This window comes from Nocardiopsis synnemataformans (assembly GCF_965343085.1).
Lineage (GTDB): Bacteria > Actinomycetota > Actinomycetes > Streptosporangiales > Streptosporangiaceae > Nocardiopsis > Nocardiopsis alborubida.
Window position 1 is genome coordinate 141,315 of sequence record NZ_CBDRFA010000003.1, and the last position, 15,155, is coordinate 156,469.

Genomic DNA, 15,155 nt, shown 5'->3' on the forward strand with positions numbered 1-15,155 from the left:
CCCATGACGGACACGACAGGACAGCCCGCGAAGGCGGGCGGCGACGCCCCGACCCACCAGAAGGGCCTCAGCAAGGGAGCGATCGGGCTCCTGGGAGGCCTGGTCATCGGCGTCTCCACCATCGCCCCGGCCTACACCCTCTCGGGGACCCTGGGCCCCACGGCCTCCGCGGTCGGTGAGCACCTGCCCGCGATCCTGCTGGTCGGCTTCGTCCCGATGCTGCTGGTGGCGATCGGCTACCGCCAGCTCAACAGGGCGATGCCCGACTCGGGCACCACCTTCACCTGGGCCTCCCGGGCCTTCGGCCCCTGGGTGGGGTGGATGGCCAGCTGGTGTCTGCTGGCAGCGACCATCCTGGTGCTGTCCAACCTCGCCGGGATCGCCGTCGACTTCTTCTACCTGGCGATCTCGCAGCTGAGCGGTCAGGAGTGGATCGCCGGCCTCACCCGCAACGTCCCGGTCAACATCGTGACCTGCCTGGCCTTCATGGCCCTCGCGGCCTGGATCTCCTACCGGGGGCTGGAGGCCACCAAGACGTTCCAGTACGTCCTGGTCTCGTTCCAGGTCGTCGTGCTGGTGTGGTTCTCGGTCGCCGCGCTCGCCCAGGCCACCTCCGGGTCCGGGTTCGACGCCACGGCCGTGCGGCTCGAGTGGTTCAACCCGTTCGGCGTCGAGTCCTTCTCCGCCTTCGCCGCCGGTGTCGCCCTCTCGGTCTTCGTCTACTGGGGCTGGGACGTGGTCGTGACCATGAACGAGGAGAGCCGCGGCACGACGACGACCCCGGGCAAGGCCGCCATCGTCACCATCCTCGTGATCGTCGCCCTCTACACCGTGGTGTCCGTGGCCACGCTCTCCTTCGCGGGGGTCTCCACCGGTGAGTTCGGGCTGGGCAACCCCGACATCCAGGAGAACGTCTTCGCCGCGCTGGCCGGCCCGGTCATGGGCCCCTTCGCCGTCCTGATGTCCCTGGCGGTGCTGTCCTCGTCGGCCTCCTCGCTGCAGTCCACGATGATCTCGCCGGCGCGGACGATGCTCGCCATGGGCCACTACGGAGCACTCTCCCCCAGGTACGCGCGGGTCAGCCCGGTGCACCGCACCCCCGGCTACGCCACCGTCGTGGCGGTGGTCATCGCCTCCGTCTTCTACGCGGTCATGCGGGTGCTCTCCGAGAACGTCCTGTGGGACACGATCACCACGCTGGGCATGATGGTCTGCTTCTACTACGGGGTGACCGCCCTCGCCTGCGTCTGGTACTTCCGACGCGAGGCGACCGCGTCGTTGGGCAGCCTGGTGACCAAGCTGGTGGCACCCCTGCTCGGCGGGCTCCTGCTGCTCGTCTTCTTCTTCCAGACCGCCTGGGACTCCATGGACCCCTCCTACGGCTCCGGATCGCAGATCGGCGGCGTCGGGCTGGTGTTCGTCCTGGGCGTCGCCATCTTCGCCCTGGGGGGTGTGGCCATGGTCGTCCAGTACCTGCGCAGCCCCGAGTTCTTCCGGCGCCGGTTCGTGACCACGGAGTACCCCACGCAGGACTGACGCCCCGGCCCGGACCCCACCGCTCCGGCGCCCCGTTCGACGACAAGGACTGACATGTTCGCTCACAGCTGCGCCGAGGAGCCGTCCGCCACGGTGATGCCCCCGGAGTGGGCGCCTCACGAACGCACCTGGATGGCCTTCCCCCCGGCCAACGAGACCTTCGGCCCGCCCGGAAGCGAGACCCTGAGCCGTGCGCGCGCGGCCTGGACGGCGGTGGCCCGCACGGTCGCCGGGTACGAGCCGGTGACCGTGGTGGTCGCGCCCGGGGACGCCGAGCAGGCCGCAGCGCTGCTCGGTCCGGGCGTGGACACCGCGGTGGTGCCCCTGGACGACGCCTGGCTCCGGGACACCGGCCTGACCTTCGTCCACGGTCCCGACGGGCGGGTGCTCGGCGTCGACTGGACCTTCAACGGCTGGGGCGCCCAGCGGTGGGCGGTTTGGGAGTCGGATCGGCTCGTGGGACGCGGGATGGCCGAGCTCGCCGGGGTGCCCCGGATCCCGAGCAGCCTGGTCAACGAGGGGGGCGGCTTCTGCGTCGACGCCTCCGGCACGGTCCTGCTGACCGAGACCGTCCAGTTGGACGCGGCGCGCAATCCGGGGCTGAGCAAGGGCGACATCGAGGCGGAGGTCTACGCGAGGCTGGGCACGGGTCACGCCGTCTGGCTGCCCCGGGGGCTGACCCGCGACTACGGCGAGTTCGGCACCAGGGGACACGTCGACATCGTGGCGAGCTTCACCGAGTCGGGCACCGTGCTGCTCCACCGGCAGGACGACCCCCGACACCCGGACCACGAGGTCACGCGGTGCCTGCGCCGGGTCCTGGAAGGCGCCGTCGACGGGCGCGGCAACCCGCTGCGCGTCGTCGACGTGCCGGCACCCGAGACCCTGACCGACGAGGACGGGGAGTTCGTCGACTGGTCCTACATCAACCACTACGTCGCCAACGGGGTCGTGGTGCTGTGCGCCTTCGACGACCCGCGGGACGAGGACGCCGCGCGGATCCTGGCCGAGGCCTACCCGGGGCGCGACATCGCACAGGTCGACGCCCGCGACATCTTCCGTTTCGGCGGCGGCATCCACTGCATCACCCAACAACAGCCGACCAGCCGCGAGCAGGGGAGGACACTCTGATGGAGCCCTACGACGTCGTCGAGGCCACGATCCCGCGGTTGCGCGAGGACCTCGAGCGGGGGCGGGTCACCAGTGAGGCGCTGGTGCACTGCTACCTGGCGCGCATCGCCGCCTACGACCACGCCGGGACCACGCTCAACGCCGTGGTGGTGATGAACCCCCGTGCCATCGAGGAGGCCCGTGCCTCCGACGCCCGGCGGGCGCGCGGGCGGACCCTGGGGCCGCTCGACGGGATTCCCTACACCGCCAAGGACAGCTACCAGGTGCGCGGGCTGACGGTCGCGGCCGGGTCGCCCGCGTTCGAGGACCTCGTCGCCCAGCGCGACTCGTTCACGGCGCAGTGCCTGCGGGAGAGCGGGGCCGTGCTGATCGGACTGACCAACATGCCGCCCATGGCCAACGGGGGCATGCAGCGCGGTGTCTACGGGCGTGCCGAGAGCCCCTACAACGGGGACTACCTGACCTCGGCCTTCGCCTCGGGCTCCTCCAACGGCTCGGGCACGGCCACGGCCGCCAGCTTCGCGGCCTTCGGGCTGGCGGAGGAGACCTGGTCCTCCGGGCGCGCGCCCGCCTCCAACAACGCCCTCTGCGCCTACACCCCGTCCTGGGGGGTGATCTCCATCCGGGGGAACTGGCCGCTGGTGCCCACCATGGACGTCGTGGTGCCCCACACCCGCACCATGACCGACATGCTGGAGCTCCTGGAGGTGATCGTCGCCGACGACGCCGAACCGCGCGGGGACTTCTGGCGCAGCCAGCCCTGGATCGACGTCCCGGCGGCCTCGCGGGTCCGGCCGGAGTCCTTCACCGACCTGGGCTGCGAGGGCCCGGAGCGGGCGCGGACGGTCCTGGAGGGCCTGCGGATCGGAGCCCCGCGGCTCTACATCGGCGAGGACCCCGCGGCCGGCACCGCGGAGCACCCCGGCATCGGCGGTCCCACGGGACGACCGGTGCTCACCCGGCCGAGCGTGCTGCGGCTGTGGGAACGGGCGCGGGCCGACCTGGAGGGGTTCGGCGCCCTCGTGCGGGAGACGGACCTTCCCGTGGTGACCAACTACGAGGGGGATCGGCCGGGCGCCCCCACCATCAGGACCCGCGGGCTGGTGAGCCCGGAGTACCTCCACCGTGAGATCCTCGACCTCTCCGCCTGGGCCTGGCAGGACTTCCTGCGCGCCAACGGCGACCCCCGTCTGAACGACCTGAAGCAGGTCGACGGCGCCCGGATCTTCCCGCACGAGCCGGGCACCCTCCCGGACCGCTACGACGGGTTCGACGACGACATCGCCGTCTATCCGGAGTTCGCGCGCCGTACGGGGACCACCTCCCTCACCGAGATCCCGCACCTGGAGGAGGGGCTCAGAGGCCTGGAGAGGACGCGCCGGGTCGACTTCGAGGACTGGCTGGACCGCCTGGGGCTGGACGCGATCGCCTTCCCCGCCGTGGCCGACGTCGCGCCGGCCGACTCCGACGTGAACCCCGAGTCCGCCGACATCGCGTGGCGCAACGGTGTGTGGGTCGCCAACGGCAACCTCGTCTGGCGCCACCTGGGCATCCCCACGGTGACGGTGCCGATGGGCACGATGCCCGACACGGGCATGCCGGTGGGGCTGACCTTCGCCGGACGCGCCTACGACGACGCGCGCCTGCTCAGGATCGCGGCGGCCTTCGAGGCGACCGGGAACCGCCGTCAGGAGCCGCCCCGGACCCCGCGCCTGTCCTGACCGGCCGGGGGAGGGGCCGGTGCCGATGAGCATCCGCCGTTCCGTCGCGGGGCCTTTCATGATGGTCGGGCACGTCCGCCCAGCGTGCCCCGGGCGGACCCGGTTCCGCTCCCCTCGCGGGGAGCAGGGCTCAGTAGTCATCGCCTCCGTAGGACGAGGAACCCCCGGAGGAGGACGACGAGTCGCGGGACGAGGAGCCGCCGGAGTACGGGGATTCGTGGAACGGGGAGCTGTCGGAGGCGTACGGCGAACTGTGCGAGGAGTCGCCGGAGACCGAGGAACCCCTGGACGACCGGTGACCCGGGTACGACGGGGTCCCACCACCCCACCCCGCGCGCCCGGCGGTCCACTCCTCCGCGTCGGCGACAGTGATCGTCTCCGCGCCGCCCTTGGAACCGGAGTTCTCGTACTCATGGAAGATCTGTTCGGCGAGAGCGCCCACACCGCTGACCGCCGCGCCCGTGGCGGCAGTACGGGAGACGGCCTCCCTCCAGGCGCTGGCGCGCTGATGCTGGTTCAACGCCCTGTAGACGGGGGGTACGCGCCGGGCCGAGGCGAGGGATCCCTTCTGCGCCGCCCTCTGGTGCAGGATGAGCGCGCCCTTCCAACGTCTTCTGGCCTCCAGGGAGCGGCCCATCAGGTACATAGCGTGCACGTTTCCAGCGGCGGCCTTGCTTCCCCACCTGCTCTTCCGGAAGGAGAGCCGGTCGCCTGAACGTTCCGCCCGGTTATGGGGCAGGCCCGCGAGGAGTTCGTGGAGCTTCTCGGGCCTGTCCTCCTCGCCCAGGAACTCGTCGAGCAGCCGCAGGAGCCGACGTTCGTCGACCCCCCACGTCTCCAAGCAGGCGTGCAGGAACATCGCGTTCCCGTCGCCCTGTTCGGCTGCCACGTCGAACCAGAACAGCGCCCCGCTCTCGTCGCACGCCCGGTAGGCCAGGAGCCCCGCCAGGTGGGCCTCTGTCCTCTCTCCCGCGTCGTGGGCCCGGCGCAGCCAGTCGCCGGCCTCGTCCGCCGCGGAAGGGTCCTCTCCGTCCAGGGCGATCCGCGCGAGCACCGCACCCAGACGCGCCATCGCCCGGGGATCCTCGTCCGCGACCGCCTGCCGCAGGAAGGGGAGGGCCCCCGACCGGTCACCCGACCTCAACGTCAGGAGGGCCTTGCCGAGGTTGGCCTCCGGGTGCTTCGGGAAGCGTTCGAGGAACCGCGCCCAGGCGTGCTCGGCGACGGTGAACCGTTCGGTCTCGTAGGCGGCGAAGCCGAAGGTCGACAGGTACGCCAACGGGATCCGGTGCGGGATCAGGCTCCACACCACCTCGGGGACCTCGGCCGCGTCCGGTTCCTGGAGTACGTGGGAGACCAGGTGGTGGAATGGCTCGTAGGTCCTCTCGCCCACGCGGGACAGACAGCCTGCGGCGAGGTAGCGGTCCACCTCGTCCAGCCACACCACCGTGTTCCGGGGCGACGCGGACAGATCGGCGATGGCCGTCAGGGACTGTTCGTCGCTCGGGACGATCAGGCGGCGGTCGGGGACGGTCCGGCGAATCGCCTCGTAGGCCGACCGCGTCTTGCCCTACACGGACTCGCCTTCGAGGACGACCAGTCCGCCCGCCAGGATCGCGCGGTCCAGCGCCGCGTCGAAGGAGCGCGGTACGTAGGAGGGCATCGGCTCCTCCCGCGCGCCGGACTGCTTCGCCCTGCGCACCCCGAGCGCTCACCCGTCCGTCCAGTCCCGGACACGGTCGCGTTCGGGGACCCGTTCAGCCCTGCGCTCGGTCTCCATCTCCTTGCGACGGCGTTCCATCCATCCCTCGAACAGGGTGCCCAGGGGTTGGGTGGGCAGGGCGACGAGGAACGCCGCACCGGCGATCACGTAGGGCCAGATCCCCGAGGGGTCCGGGATGAGAGAGATCCCCGCCATGAGGGTTCCGAGGACCACGATGCCCAGGACGATGCCGGCGAAGCGCCGTCGTCTTCTCGTCATGTTGAAGTGGCTCCTTCCAGGGGGCGGGACGGGCCACGAGTGTCCCCGGTTCCTTCTTCCCTCCCACGATCGGGCTCACGCTTCCCGAACACCGAGCCGCGCCCACCCGTGTGGGGTCGGGGCCCGTCCCCGGGCGGAGCACCCGTCAACCCAGGGGCTTGCTGAAGGCGCCCTCGAAGAGCTCTACCGTGGAAACAGCGAAAGCGGGCTCCGAGAGGAACCCGCTTCGAAGACGATCTCCCAGACATCTCCCAGTCTGGGCCGAACGTTCTTTACCTACATGTCAGATAACCCTCTGACCCGGGGTGATGCTGGTGGGCGATACAGGATTCGAACCTGTGACCTCTACCGTGTCAAGGTAGGTTCGGGGTTTGGGTGACCTGCGCCATTCCGCGTATGAGCAGTTCAGAGGCCGTCCCCGGGAGCCGTTCGAGGCTGTTAGGAGCGGTTGGGAGATCTTGCGGTCTCCATTTCGTCTCCATGGTGTGGAGGCGGTGCGGCTGTCTCCATCCCGGCCCGGAAAGGGCAGGGACAGACCCAACAAGGTAGTACTCACCTTGCGAATGGCTCCCTCACACGGTCCCTGACCTGTGAGGGATGGTGAATGACGATGGCGGCCTCCACATGGTCGCGATGGGTCACGGTGGGCGCGGTGCTGGTCCTGGCACTGATCGCCGCGGTGGTGTCCTACTCCCACATGTACGAACTCGCGCTGCGTCATGGTGAGCCCGAGTGGCGCGCGGCCCTGTTTCCGCTGTCGGTGGACGGGATGATCGTGGGCGCGTCGATGACGCTGTTGAGCGACGCCCGCAACGGCCGCAAGGGCGGTCTGCTGCCGTGGACTCTGTTGATCGTCGGGTCGGGCGCCTCCCTGGCTGCCAATGTCGCGGTGGCCGACCCCACACTGTGGTCTAGGATCATCCACGCCTGGCCGAGCTTCGCGCTGATCGGTGCGTACGAACTGCTCATGCGCGAGTTCCGCACCGTGGCGCGGAGCGTACGCACTGGGTCCACAGACGATGAGCAGGCTCGCTCGTTGGCCTCAGGGACGGAGGCTCCGGAAGAACACACCGCTGTCGGATCGGGTACTTCGCGGAGCGCTGATCTCCAAGTCCTGCACGGTAGAGATGCCGCGGTTTCTGAGGAGACGGTCCTGTCGCCGTTCCAGGCTCGGGCATGGCGGTGGGCTCTGGAACGCCAACGGGAAACGGGTGAGTTGCCGAGCGGTCGAGAGATCGCGGCGCGCTTCGAGCGTAAGGAGCGCTGGGGTCGGTTGGTCAAACAACAGGGGCAGCGCCAAGGCGCTCGCGCTGATCTCTGCGGAAATCGTTCAGGGAATAGCAAGGCGGGAAGCTTGCTCATGGATGCCTGATGTGCTCTGGATGGAGAGAGAGCGTTTCTCGCCAGTGCGAAGAGTGGCCCTTTCGTCTCTGTCTGGTGCGCCGCGGAGTCATTCCTCGCAGTTGAACAGCGCGAGTAGGTGGCGAACTGTCGTCTTTTCGTGGAAGGCTGGAAATCGCAGTCTATTTCTATGGGAGTTCTCTGTTTGGTTACTGTGAAGCAGTGCTTCTAGCGTGACAGCGGCCATAACCCTGTATGTCACGGCCATCAAAGAGCGCAGCGGTCTTCATGATGAGACATCAATGCTGCCTTGTCATGACATGGGTGGATAATTCCTGGATGTCGGCCAGTCATGCCTCTAGTGGGCTGACTGGGGACTTCGTGCCGTATAGATGCCACGGCGTGAGTAATCGCTCGAGGCATCGCCCAACAGAGACTTCGGAATGAGCTTTTGAGAAGCATGAGGCTGATGGTGTTGCAGGGGCGGAAGTAGTCTGAAGTTGGCCATACTTCAATATGGGCCATTGCTTATGCGGGTTATGTTCCTCGTCTGCTCTTGTGGATTCCTGCTGTCGGTCACATAATCTCGCTCTGAAGCTGGTGAACCGGTAGCGCGTCAGGAGCCTCTTTGTCTGAGCTGGAAGCGACCCTGCGACGTCTTGTTGATTCGTCGTCCGTGGCAGTGAGTTCAGGGGACCACCTCGCTGGAAAGGTGGGAACGGCGATCACCCGGGACGACGAGCGCCACAAGGAAAAGCAACAGGAACCGCCGCGCCGGAAACCACGACTCGCCCCTCTTCCCCAGATGAAGAGGGCATCCGTTGGTGTGGCTCCTCTGAGCGTTCTCCATGCTCTGGGAAGGGCGATCTCTCTGGACAGGCAGGGATCGGCCCGGGGGCTCGCCGAGCACTGGGGCTGCCTGAAGTACGTGCTGGCACTGGACGGGAGCCGGAAGCAGGACCACATGACCCTGTCATCGGAGGGGCGGTCCACCCAGCGCCAGCACAAGACAGTCCAGGCCCACGAACTCGGCGTCGGTTTCGGGGTCGTGGCCGCCGAACACATCCTCCGGGAGCGCTATCGAGACCACCGTGTCTCCATCGTCCCCGCGGAAGTCGCCCTGCGTGCCGGATGGCCGCTGACGGGTCTGCGGTACCGTCCTCGTTTCTTCGCCGAGGTGTGGAGGCCGGGGGAGCGGGCCAAGGTCCTCCCCGTCGTCTGCAAGGGGCACCACGGTCGTCAGAGTTCTTCGTATCCGCAACTGGCCTCCGCTTCGGCCCACGTGGAGGCGGTGCACATCGGCCCGTGGAACGAGACCCCGGCCCTGGTTCTGAGCACGGAACTGAGCATGAAGGGGTCGATCGTCGTACACGCGCTTGCCGCGGACGGCGACGGGGGAGTCCTTCCGGCAGGGGAGGAGGAGTTGAACTCCTCGTCGCGTGACCGCTCCATGCCCCCTCAGATCACCAAACCAGCCGAAGGCGGCACCCCGGAGGAAGGTCTGCCCGGCTTTCACGTGCTCTCCCAGCACACCGGGTGGTTCCGGACGGTCCTGGCCCGTACGGACGCCGCCGGACTGGTGGCTTTCACCGGTGACAGTAGTGCTACCGCGCCCCACCTCACCAAGCATCAGGGGCGTGAGTACTACACACGGCAGTCGCATGCCGCTATCAGCAGTGTCCGAAACATAAAAGACACGCTTCTCGGTATCCCTTGTGTGGGAACCGAACACGTGTTCCGCCTCAACGGTGACCGCGTCGAGGCCTTTTCTGGACTCGCCGAAGACCTGTTCAACGCCCTTGCGCAGGGCCGCGTGGACAAGTACCGACGCGAAGTCGATGCCCAGTACGAGCGTCATCCTTACGCGCGGTGGGACCGGTCCTGGGAGGGTGCGGTCTCTGTGCGGCCAGACGGATCCGTGCTGGCGATCCGCCGCCTCAAGCCCTAGAGACGCTGTCGGAGAGGTGGGAAAACCTGTTGAGGGGCTCTGGTGGAGCAGCACGGGTCTGGCTGTGGGCGGTCTGGCAGGACGGGGCCGCCCCGCGGGGACGTCTGAGCACTTTCTGCGCAGGCATAACGGGATGACAGGTGTGCCAGGGCCGCTCGGTCACCCTCGACTGTCACCCATCGCATGACGCAGCGTTCCATGAGGCCTCTGCCCGCCAAGTGGAAGACAGGAGAACTCCTGGTGGGGTGGAGGTGGGGTTGAAAGAGGGACGCCCGTGGGCGCCCCTCGGTGACCGTTCCCGTTGTCCGGTGGACAGGACTCGCGGCGTCCTGGCCGGGTTTTTCGTGTTGTCGAGCGACCTTCCCCGCCCCCCAGCGGCTTGGTGCAGCTTGACTGGGGGTCAAGGGGTCGTGGGTTCACATCCCGCCGTCCCGACAAAGAAGTAGCAGGTCAGCGAGGGGTCCACCGGAAGGTGGGCCCCTTTCTGCGTTCCCGGTGGGGTGGAAGCGGGGCTGTAACCGGGGCATGCGGACCGTCAGCCCACGTCGTTGAGGACGTTGTCCATGGCCTTAGCTGCGGAGCGGCGCACCGGTCTCAGCTGGTGGCGGTAGACGCGTTCGGTGGTGTCGGTGCCGTCGTGTCCCACGAGCAGTGAGATCTCCTCGATGCTCACACCGTGGTCCGACAGCAGGGACACGAACGTGTGCCGCAGCTCGCGCGCGGTCCATTCCTTGTCGTTGAGTCCTGCCCTTCTGCTGATCCTTCTCAGATCCCGTAGGACATTGTGGCGATCCAGCGGTGTTCCGTTGCCAGTGCAGAACACCAGCCCCCGGCCGCCACGAGGCGTTCACGGGCCTGCGTCACCCGATGGGCGTTGACCGCCGTGACGGCGATGGTGGGCAGATCCGGGAGCACCGTGACCGTCGGGTCTTGGTGTCCCCGTCGCCGCGTACCGACGTGCACACGTGGATCGCGGGGATCTCGTCCGCGGTGTCGACAGGAGTCACTTGACAGTTCAAGTGAACTCCTCTAGTTTTCTGTTGAAGCTTCAAGTCATTCGGAGAGGGGTCGACACTCGTGAACGTCGTTTTGTGGGTCATCGCTGGTCTGCTGGCCGTCACATTCTTGCTGGCCGGGCTGATGAAGGTGATCCAGTCGAAGGAGAAGCTGGCCGCCTCGGGCATGGCCTGGACGGAGGGTTTCTCCGCCGGTGCGGTGAAGGGGATCGGTGTTCTGGAGGTGCTCGGCGCGATCGGGCTGGTCCTTCCCCCGGTCCTGGGCGTCGTGCCGATCCTGGCGCCGTTGGCGGCTGCGGGGTTGGGAGTGATGATGCTCGGCGCCGCGATCGTCCACGCCCGCCGCAAGGAGAACCAGATGGTCGCCGTGAACGCCGTCCTGCTGCTCCTGGCGGCCGTCGTGGCCTGGGGCAGGTTCGGCCCCTACTCCTTCTGATCCTGACAGGACCACGTCCCGAGCGGCACAGGACCGATTTCTGGAGCCTGTCGTGCGCGCACGCAACGCTCCCGCGCGCGAGGCCAGGTCCGCCGTCTCCGATCCGCCCGTCCCCGAGGCCACCGACGGCTCCGCGCGCGGAAGGACCGTCTTCAGCGTGAACGACTGAGCGCACCCCCGTCCGATACCGGACAGTACGCAGTCCGCCCCGACCGCGGAGCGGACTGAGGGCAAGACCCGCGAAAGGAACCTTCCACCATGATCGTCGTCACCGCAGCCACCGGCCAACTCGGCCGCCTCGTCGTGGAGAACCTGCTTACCAAGGTCCCCGCCGAACAGATCGTCGCGGCCGTTCGCACTCCCGCGAAGGCCGCAGACCTCGCCGAGCGCGGCGTGCAGGTCCGCGAAGCCGACTACGACCGCCCCGAGACACTCCAGGCCGCAGTCGCCGGCGCCGACAGGATCCTGCTGATCTCGGGCAGCGAGATCGGCGGCCGGGTCCCGCAGCACCAGGCGGTCATCGACGCGGCCAGGAACGCCGGGGTCTCCCTGCTCGCCTACACCAGCGTTCTGCACGCCGACACCTCCACCCTCGCCGTCGCGGCCGAGCACAAAGCCACCGAAGAAGCCATCAAGGCCAGCGGTCTGTCCTACAGCCTGCTGCGCAACGGCTGGTACAGCGAGAACTACATCCCCGCCGCCCAGCAGGGAACGGTGTCCGGCACGATCATCGGCAGTGCGGGCGAGGGTCGGGTCGCTTCGGCTTCGCGCGCCGACTACGCCGCTGCGGCAGCGGTGGTCCTCACCTCTGACGGTCACGGCAACACCGTCCACGAACTGTCCGGGGACACCTCCTGGACCATGGCCGACCTCGCCGCCGACGTCACCGGGATCACCGGCACCTCGGTCGTCTACCGCGACGTCCCCGCCGAGACCCACGTGAAGGCCCTCGTGGAGGCCGGTCTGCCCCCAGAGGTCGCACAGATGTTCGCGGCAATGGACGCGAGCACTGCCGACGGATCGCTGGCGGACACCAGCGGCGACCTGTCCCGGCTCATCGACCGGCCCACCACCCCGCTCCGCGAGACCCTCGCCGAGGCGCTCGTCAACTGAGACCCGGCAGAGCCGTTCGGGCCCGCCCCGGCGGGCGAGCCCGGCACAAGAACGGGATGTTCGCCTCCGCGGCAGGTGCGAGTCCGCAGGGCAGGGCTCGGACCAGACCCACGTGGGACTTGAACTGTCAAGTTAGGGTGAAGGGTATGAATCCTGACGAGCCCCGCTGGCTTGACGCTGAGGAACAGGAGACCTGGCTCGCCATGGCCAGTATGCTGGTCCGCTTCCCGGCCGCTCTCGACTCCCAACTCCAGCGCGACGCGGGTATCTCCCACTTCGATTACCAGGTCCTCGCGGGCCTCTCCATGGCTCCCGAACACACTCTTCGGATGAGCGATCTCGCCGACTTCGCCGAATCCTCCCTCTCCCGCCTCTCCCACACCGCCAGGCGGTTGGAGAGCAAAGGGTGGCTCACCCGCACGCCCGACCCCGAGGACGGCCGGTACACCCTGGCCGTCCTGACCGACGCGGGCTGGGACAAGGTCGTCGCCACCGCACCCGGACACGTCGCGGAGGTACGACGCCTCCTCATCGACTCACTGACGAAGGCACAGTACAAACAGCTGAGGGAGATCAGCCTCCGCGTCAACAACGCGATCGGCCCCCAGAGCACCTGTCCGGGAGCGGGTACGACCTGACCGGCGCGGCCGTCGGTCGACGGAGCGTAAGCCACGAGGACCAGTCCTCACCATGCAGCAGACCCGAACCACCGCACACATGTGCCCTCAGTAGATGGGGAAGACCACCGTGACCGACCCGTTCCGCCCCGAGACACCCGCCGGCGCCTATGACGCTTTCCTCCCCGAAGCCCTCACCCGGGCGGCCACCCAACCGGAGTGGACCCCGGCCGACGGCCCCCTGCCTTCCCTCTACCTCAGCCACGGCGCCCCGCCGCTGTTCGACGACGCCGTCTGGATCCGTGAACTGTTCGACTGGGCCCAGTCGATGCCCAAACCCAAGGCCATCGTCATCGTCTCCGCGCACTGGGAGGACGCCCCGCTTCTGCTGTCCGCCCCCGCGGCCCAGACGCCCCTGGTCTACGACTTCGGCGGTTTCCATCCCCGCTACTACCAGATGCGCTACGGCACCCCCGACGCCAGCCGCCTCACCGCTCGCATCACCGCGATGATGCCCGACAGCGAGCCCCTGTACCAGCACCCCTCCCGGGGCCTGGACCACGGCGCCTGGGTTCCGCTGATGGCCATGTATCCGCTCGCCGACATCCCCGTCCTCCAGATGTCCATGCCTACCCACGATCCCGGACGACTCCTCGCGCTCGGCCGCCGCCTGGCCCCCCTGCGTGCCGAAGGCGTTCTCGTCGTCGGCTCCGGATTCACGACCCACGGCTTGCGCTTCGCCACCCCCGAGATGTTGTTCGAAGGTGTCGTGCCCAGTTGGTCCTCCGACTTCGACGCGTGGACCGCGGACTCCCTCGCCCGCGCGGACGTCGACGAACTCGCCGCCTACGCCACCCGCGCACCCGGCATGCCCTACGCCCACCCCACCCCGGACCACTTCCTCCCGATCTTCATCACTCTTGGCGCCGCGGAAAATCCCGAAAGGCCCGCCCGGACCGTCATCGAGGGCTACATGTCCGGTTTCTCCAAAAGGTCCTTCGAAATAGCCTGAAGCCGAGAATTCACCGCCTTCGTTTCACCCTTCCACCCCTGGTCGGGCAGTCGCGCACCCACCACGAGTTCACCGCAGGAGCGCGCCTGGCGCGATGGCGGCCCCGCGGAACCTGGCCAGCGGCGTCCTGAAGGTGGACGGGGCGGACAACATCACCAAGAGCCCCCGCGCGATCCGTGACCTACCCGTTCGAGCGAGCCCTGCCCGGCCGTCGTCTCGCCTGCTCCGTGGGCACGCATGTGCGGGCAGGTCGGTAGGGGCCCGTGTCGGTTAGGAGTCCGTGCCGGTTCTCAGTCCCCGTCGGCAGTGGCCGGAGGAAGCCGAGGGCAGTAGCCCGGCTGAATGGCCTCCAGTACGCGATGGCCGATCTGCTGGAGTTGGCGCACCTGGGTCGCCGACAAGTTGTCGAACACCAGACGCCGCACCTCCTCGACGTGGCCGGGAGCGGTGGCGACGACCTTGTCCCAGCCGTCGTCGGTCAGGACGGCGAGGGTGGCTCGGCCGTCATCGGGGTCCGGCCTCCGCCGGAGCCAGCCACGGCCCTCGAGCCGAGACGCTATGCGCGAGAGGTGTGAAAGCCTGACGTGGGCCATTTCAGCGATCTGGCTCATCCGGGCCGTGCGCTCAGGAGACATCGAGAGCCAGGACAGCACCTGGTACTCGACGTGGCTGATGCCGGCGTCGCGCTGGAGCTGTGCGTCCAGGGTGCTCGGGAGCGCGATCATCATCCCGGCGAGTTCGATCCACGCCTTCGACTGTTCCTGGCCCAGCCATCTCGGCTGCTGGTGCTGGTTGTGGCTCATGCCCCCATGTTACTTGACACGGAAACTAAGGACCAGGCATAGTTACTTTCCGCAGAAACAAACCAATCATGGGAAGAGATCATGTCTCACACCACCACCCCCGAAGCGACCGCCACGCAACGGCCTGGCGCCGTCCTGCCGATCGCTATCGCGATCCTCGCCTCCGCCGTCGTGAACGTCGCGATCTTCTTCGCGTTCGCGGCTGCTGGCGCCAGCTACGAGGCCTCCACCATGCCCGCGCCGGTCGGAGTGGGGAACGTCCTGCTCATGACCATCGCGCCCATGCTGATCGGCATGGGCGTCGCGGCCCTACTGGCGCGCCGGTGGCCGCGGCTGCTCACCGTCGGCCAATGGGTGGGATCCGTTCTCGCCATCGTCACCATCGCGATGACGGCGGCCGGTGGCTTCGCCGCTCTCGGCTTCATCTCGCTCGCCCTCATGCACGTCGTCGTCGCCGCCGCCGTGTTCTTCGGCCTTGGCGCGATCAAGCGCTGACAACG

14 protein-coding genes are annotated in these 15,155 nt (G+C 68.2%); 10 read left to right on the plus strand and 4 right to left on the minus strand.

Annotated features, from left to right (window positions below; all coding sequences use genetic code 11):
- Positions 1 to 3 precede the first annotated feature (3 nt).
- From ACSIH6_RS02710 to ACSIH6_RS02720, 3 genes are read left to right on the plus strand one after another with little or no spacing between them, the layout of a single operon-like run.
- Positions 4 to 1,536 (plus strand): APC family permease, encoded by a 1,533-nt coding sequence (locus ACSIH6_RS02710; protein ID WP_435106194.1) that lies wholly within the window; start codon positions 4 to 6, stop codon positions 1,534 to 1,536.
- 54 nt (positions 1,537 to 1,590) lie between these two features.
- Positions 1,591 to 2,667, plus strand: coding sequence for an agmatine deiminase family protein (locus ACSIH6_RS02715; RefSeq protein ID WP_435106196.1), 1,077 nt, complete (start codon positions 1,591 to 1,593; stop codon positions 2,665 to 2,667).
- Positions 2,667 to 4,388, plus strand: coding sequence for an amidase (locus tag ACSIH6_RS02720; protein ID WP_435106199.1), 1,722 nt, complete (start codon positions 2,667 to 2,669; stop codon positions 4,386 to 4,388). Before ACSIH6_RS02715 ends, ACSIH6_RS02720 begins: the two co-directional genes overlap by 1 nt.
- A gap of 130 nt (positions 4,389 to 4,518) precedes the next feature.
- Here the strand turns inward: ACSIH6_RS02720 and ACSIH6_RS02725 are convergent, their stop codons facing one another.
- Together ACSIH6_RS02725 and ACSIH6_RS02730 are read right to left on the minus strand one after the other, a co-directional pair.
- Positions 4,519 to 5,832 carry a tetratricopeptide repeat protein gene (locus tag ACSIH6_RS02725; protein ID WP_435106200.1) on the minus strand — a complete coding sequence of 438 codons (1,314 nt, stop codon included), beginning with the start codon at positions 5,830 to 5,832 and terminating at the stop codon, positions 4,519 to 4,521.
- 267 nt (positions 5,833 to 6,099) lie between these two features.
- Positions 6,100 to 6,369: a hypothetical protein gene (locus tag ACSIH6_RS02730; RefSeq protein ID WP_435106202.1), complete on the minus strand. Its 270-nt coding sequence runs from the start codon at positions 6,367 to 6,369 to the stop codon at positions 6,100 to 6,102.
- A 610-nt stretch (positions 6,370 to 6,979) separates the two neighbouring features.
- Here ACSIH6_RS02730 and ACSIH6_RS02735 point away from each other — a divergent pair.
- Complete coding sequence (locus ACSIH6_RS02735) at positions 6,980 to 7,741, plus strand: DUF2637 domain-containing protein (protein WP_435106278.1); 762 nt, start codon at positions 6,980 to 6,982, stop codon at positions 7,739 to 7,741.
- Positions 7,742 to 8,536: 795 nt separating this feature from the next.
- The gene (locus ACSIH6_RS02740) at positions 8,537 to 9,658 is read left to right on the plus strand and encodes a hypothetical protein (RefSeq protein WP_435106204.1); all 1,122 of its coding nucleotides are present in this window, start codon (positions 8,537 to 8,539) and stop codon (positions 9,656 to 9,658) included.
- Between the two features lie 535 nt (positions 9,659 to 10,193).
- On the opposite strand, the gene ACSIH6_RS02745 is transcribed toward ACSIH6_RS02740, so the two are convergent.
- On the minus strand, positions 10,194 to 10,481 hold the full coding sequence (locus ACSIH6_RS02745; RefSeq protein WP_435106207.1) for a tyrosine-type recombinase/integrase: 288 nt from the start codon (positions 10,479 to 10,481) through the stop codon (positions 10,194 to 10,196).
- Between the two features lie 254 nt (positions 10,482 to 10,735).
- Between ACSIH6_RS02745 and ACSIH6_RS02750 the strand changes: the two genes are divergently transcribed.
- The 4 genes from ACSIH6_RS02750 (at position 10,736) to ACSIH6_RS02765 (ending at position 13,852) form a co-directional block, all read left to right on the plus strand.
- Positions 10,736 to 11,110, plus strand: a complete 375-nt coding sequence (locus ACSIH6_RS02750; protein ID WP_435106209.1) for a DoxX family protein — start codon at positions 10,736 to 10,738, stop codon at positions 11,108 to 11,110.
- Positions 11,111 to 11,368: 258 nt separating this feature from the next.
- On the plus strand, positions 11,369 to 12,223 hold the full coding sequence (locus ACSIH6_RS02755) for an SDR family oxidoreductase (protein WP_435106211.1): 855 nt from the start codon (positions 11,369 to 11,371) through the stop codon (positions 12,221 to 12,223).
- Between the two features lie 146 nt (positions 12,224 to 12,369).
- Complete coding sequence (locus tag ACSIH6_RS02760; RefSeq protein WP_435106214.1) at positions 12,370 to 12,861, plus strand: MarR family winged helix-turn-helix transcriptional regulator; 492 nt, start codon at positions 12,370 to 12,372, stop codon at positions 12,859 to 12,861.
- A gap of 94 nt (positions 12,862 to 12,955) precedes the next feature.
- Entirely contained in the window at positions 12,956 to 13,852 is an 897-nt protein-coding gene (locus tag ACSIH6_RS02765; RefSeq protein ID WP_435106216.1) for a dioxygenase family protein, read from the plus strand.
- Between the two features lie 290 nt (positions 13,853 to 14,142).
- Here ACSIH6_RS02765 and ACSIH6_RS02770 read toward each other — a convergent pair whose 3' ends face one another.
- Entirely contained in the window at positions 14,143 to 14,655 is a 513-nt protein-coding gene (locus ACSIH6_RS02770; protein WP_435106218.1) for a MarR family winged helix-turn-helix transcriptional regulator, read from the minus strand.
- A gap of 81 nt (positions 14,656 to 14,736) precedes the next feature.
- Here ACSIH6_RS02770 and ACSIH6_RS02775 point away from each other — a divergent pair, with 81 nt between their 5' ends.
- Positions 14,737 to 15,150, plus strand: a complete 414-nt coding sequence (locus ACSIH6_RS02775) for a DUF6069 family protein (protein ID WP_435106220.1) — start codon at positions 14,737 to 14,739, stop codon at positions 15,148 to 15,150.
- Positions 15,151 to 15,155: the final 5 nt, after the last annotated feature.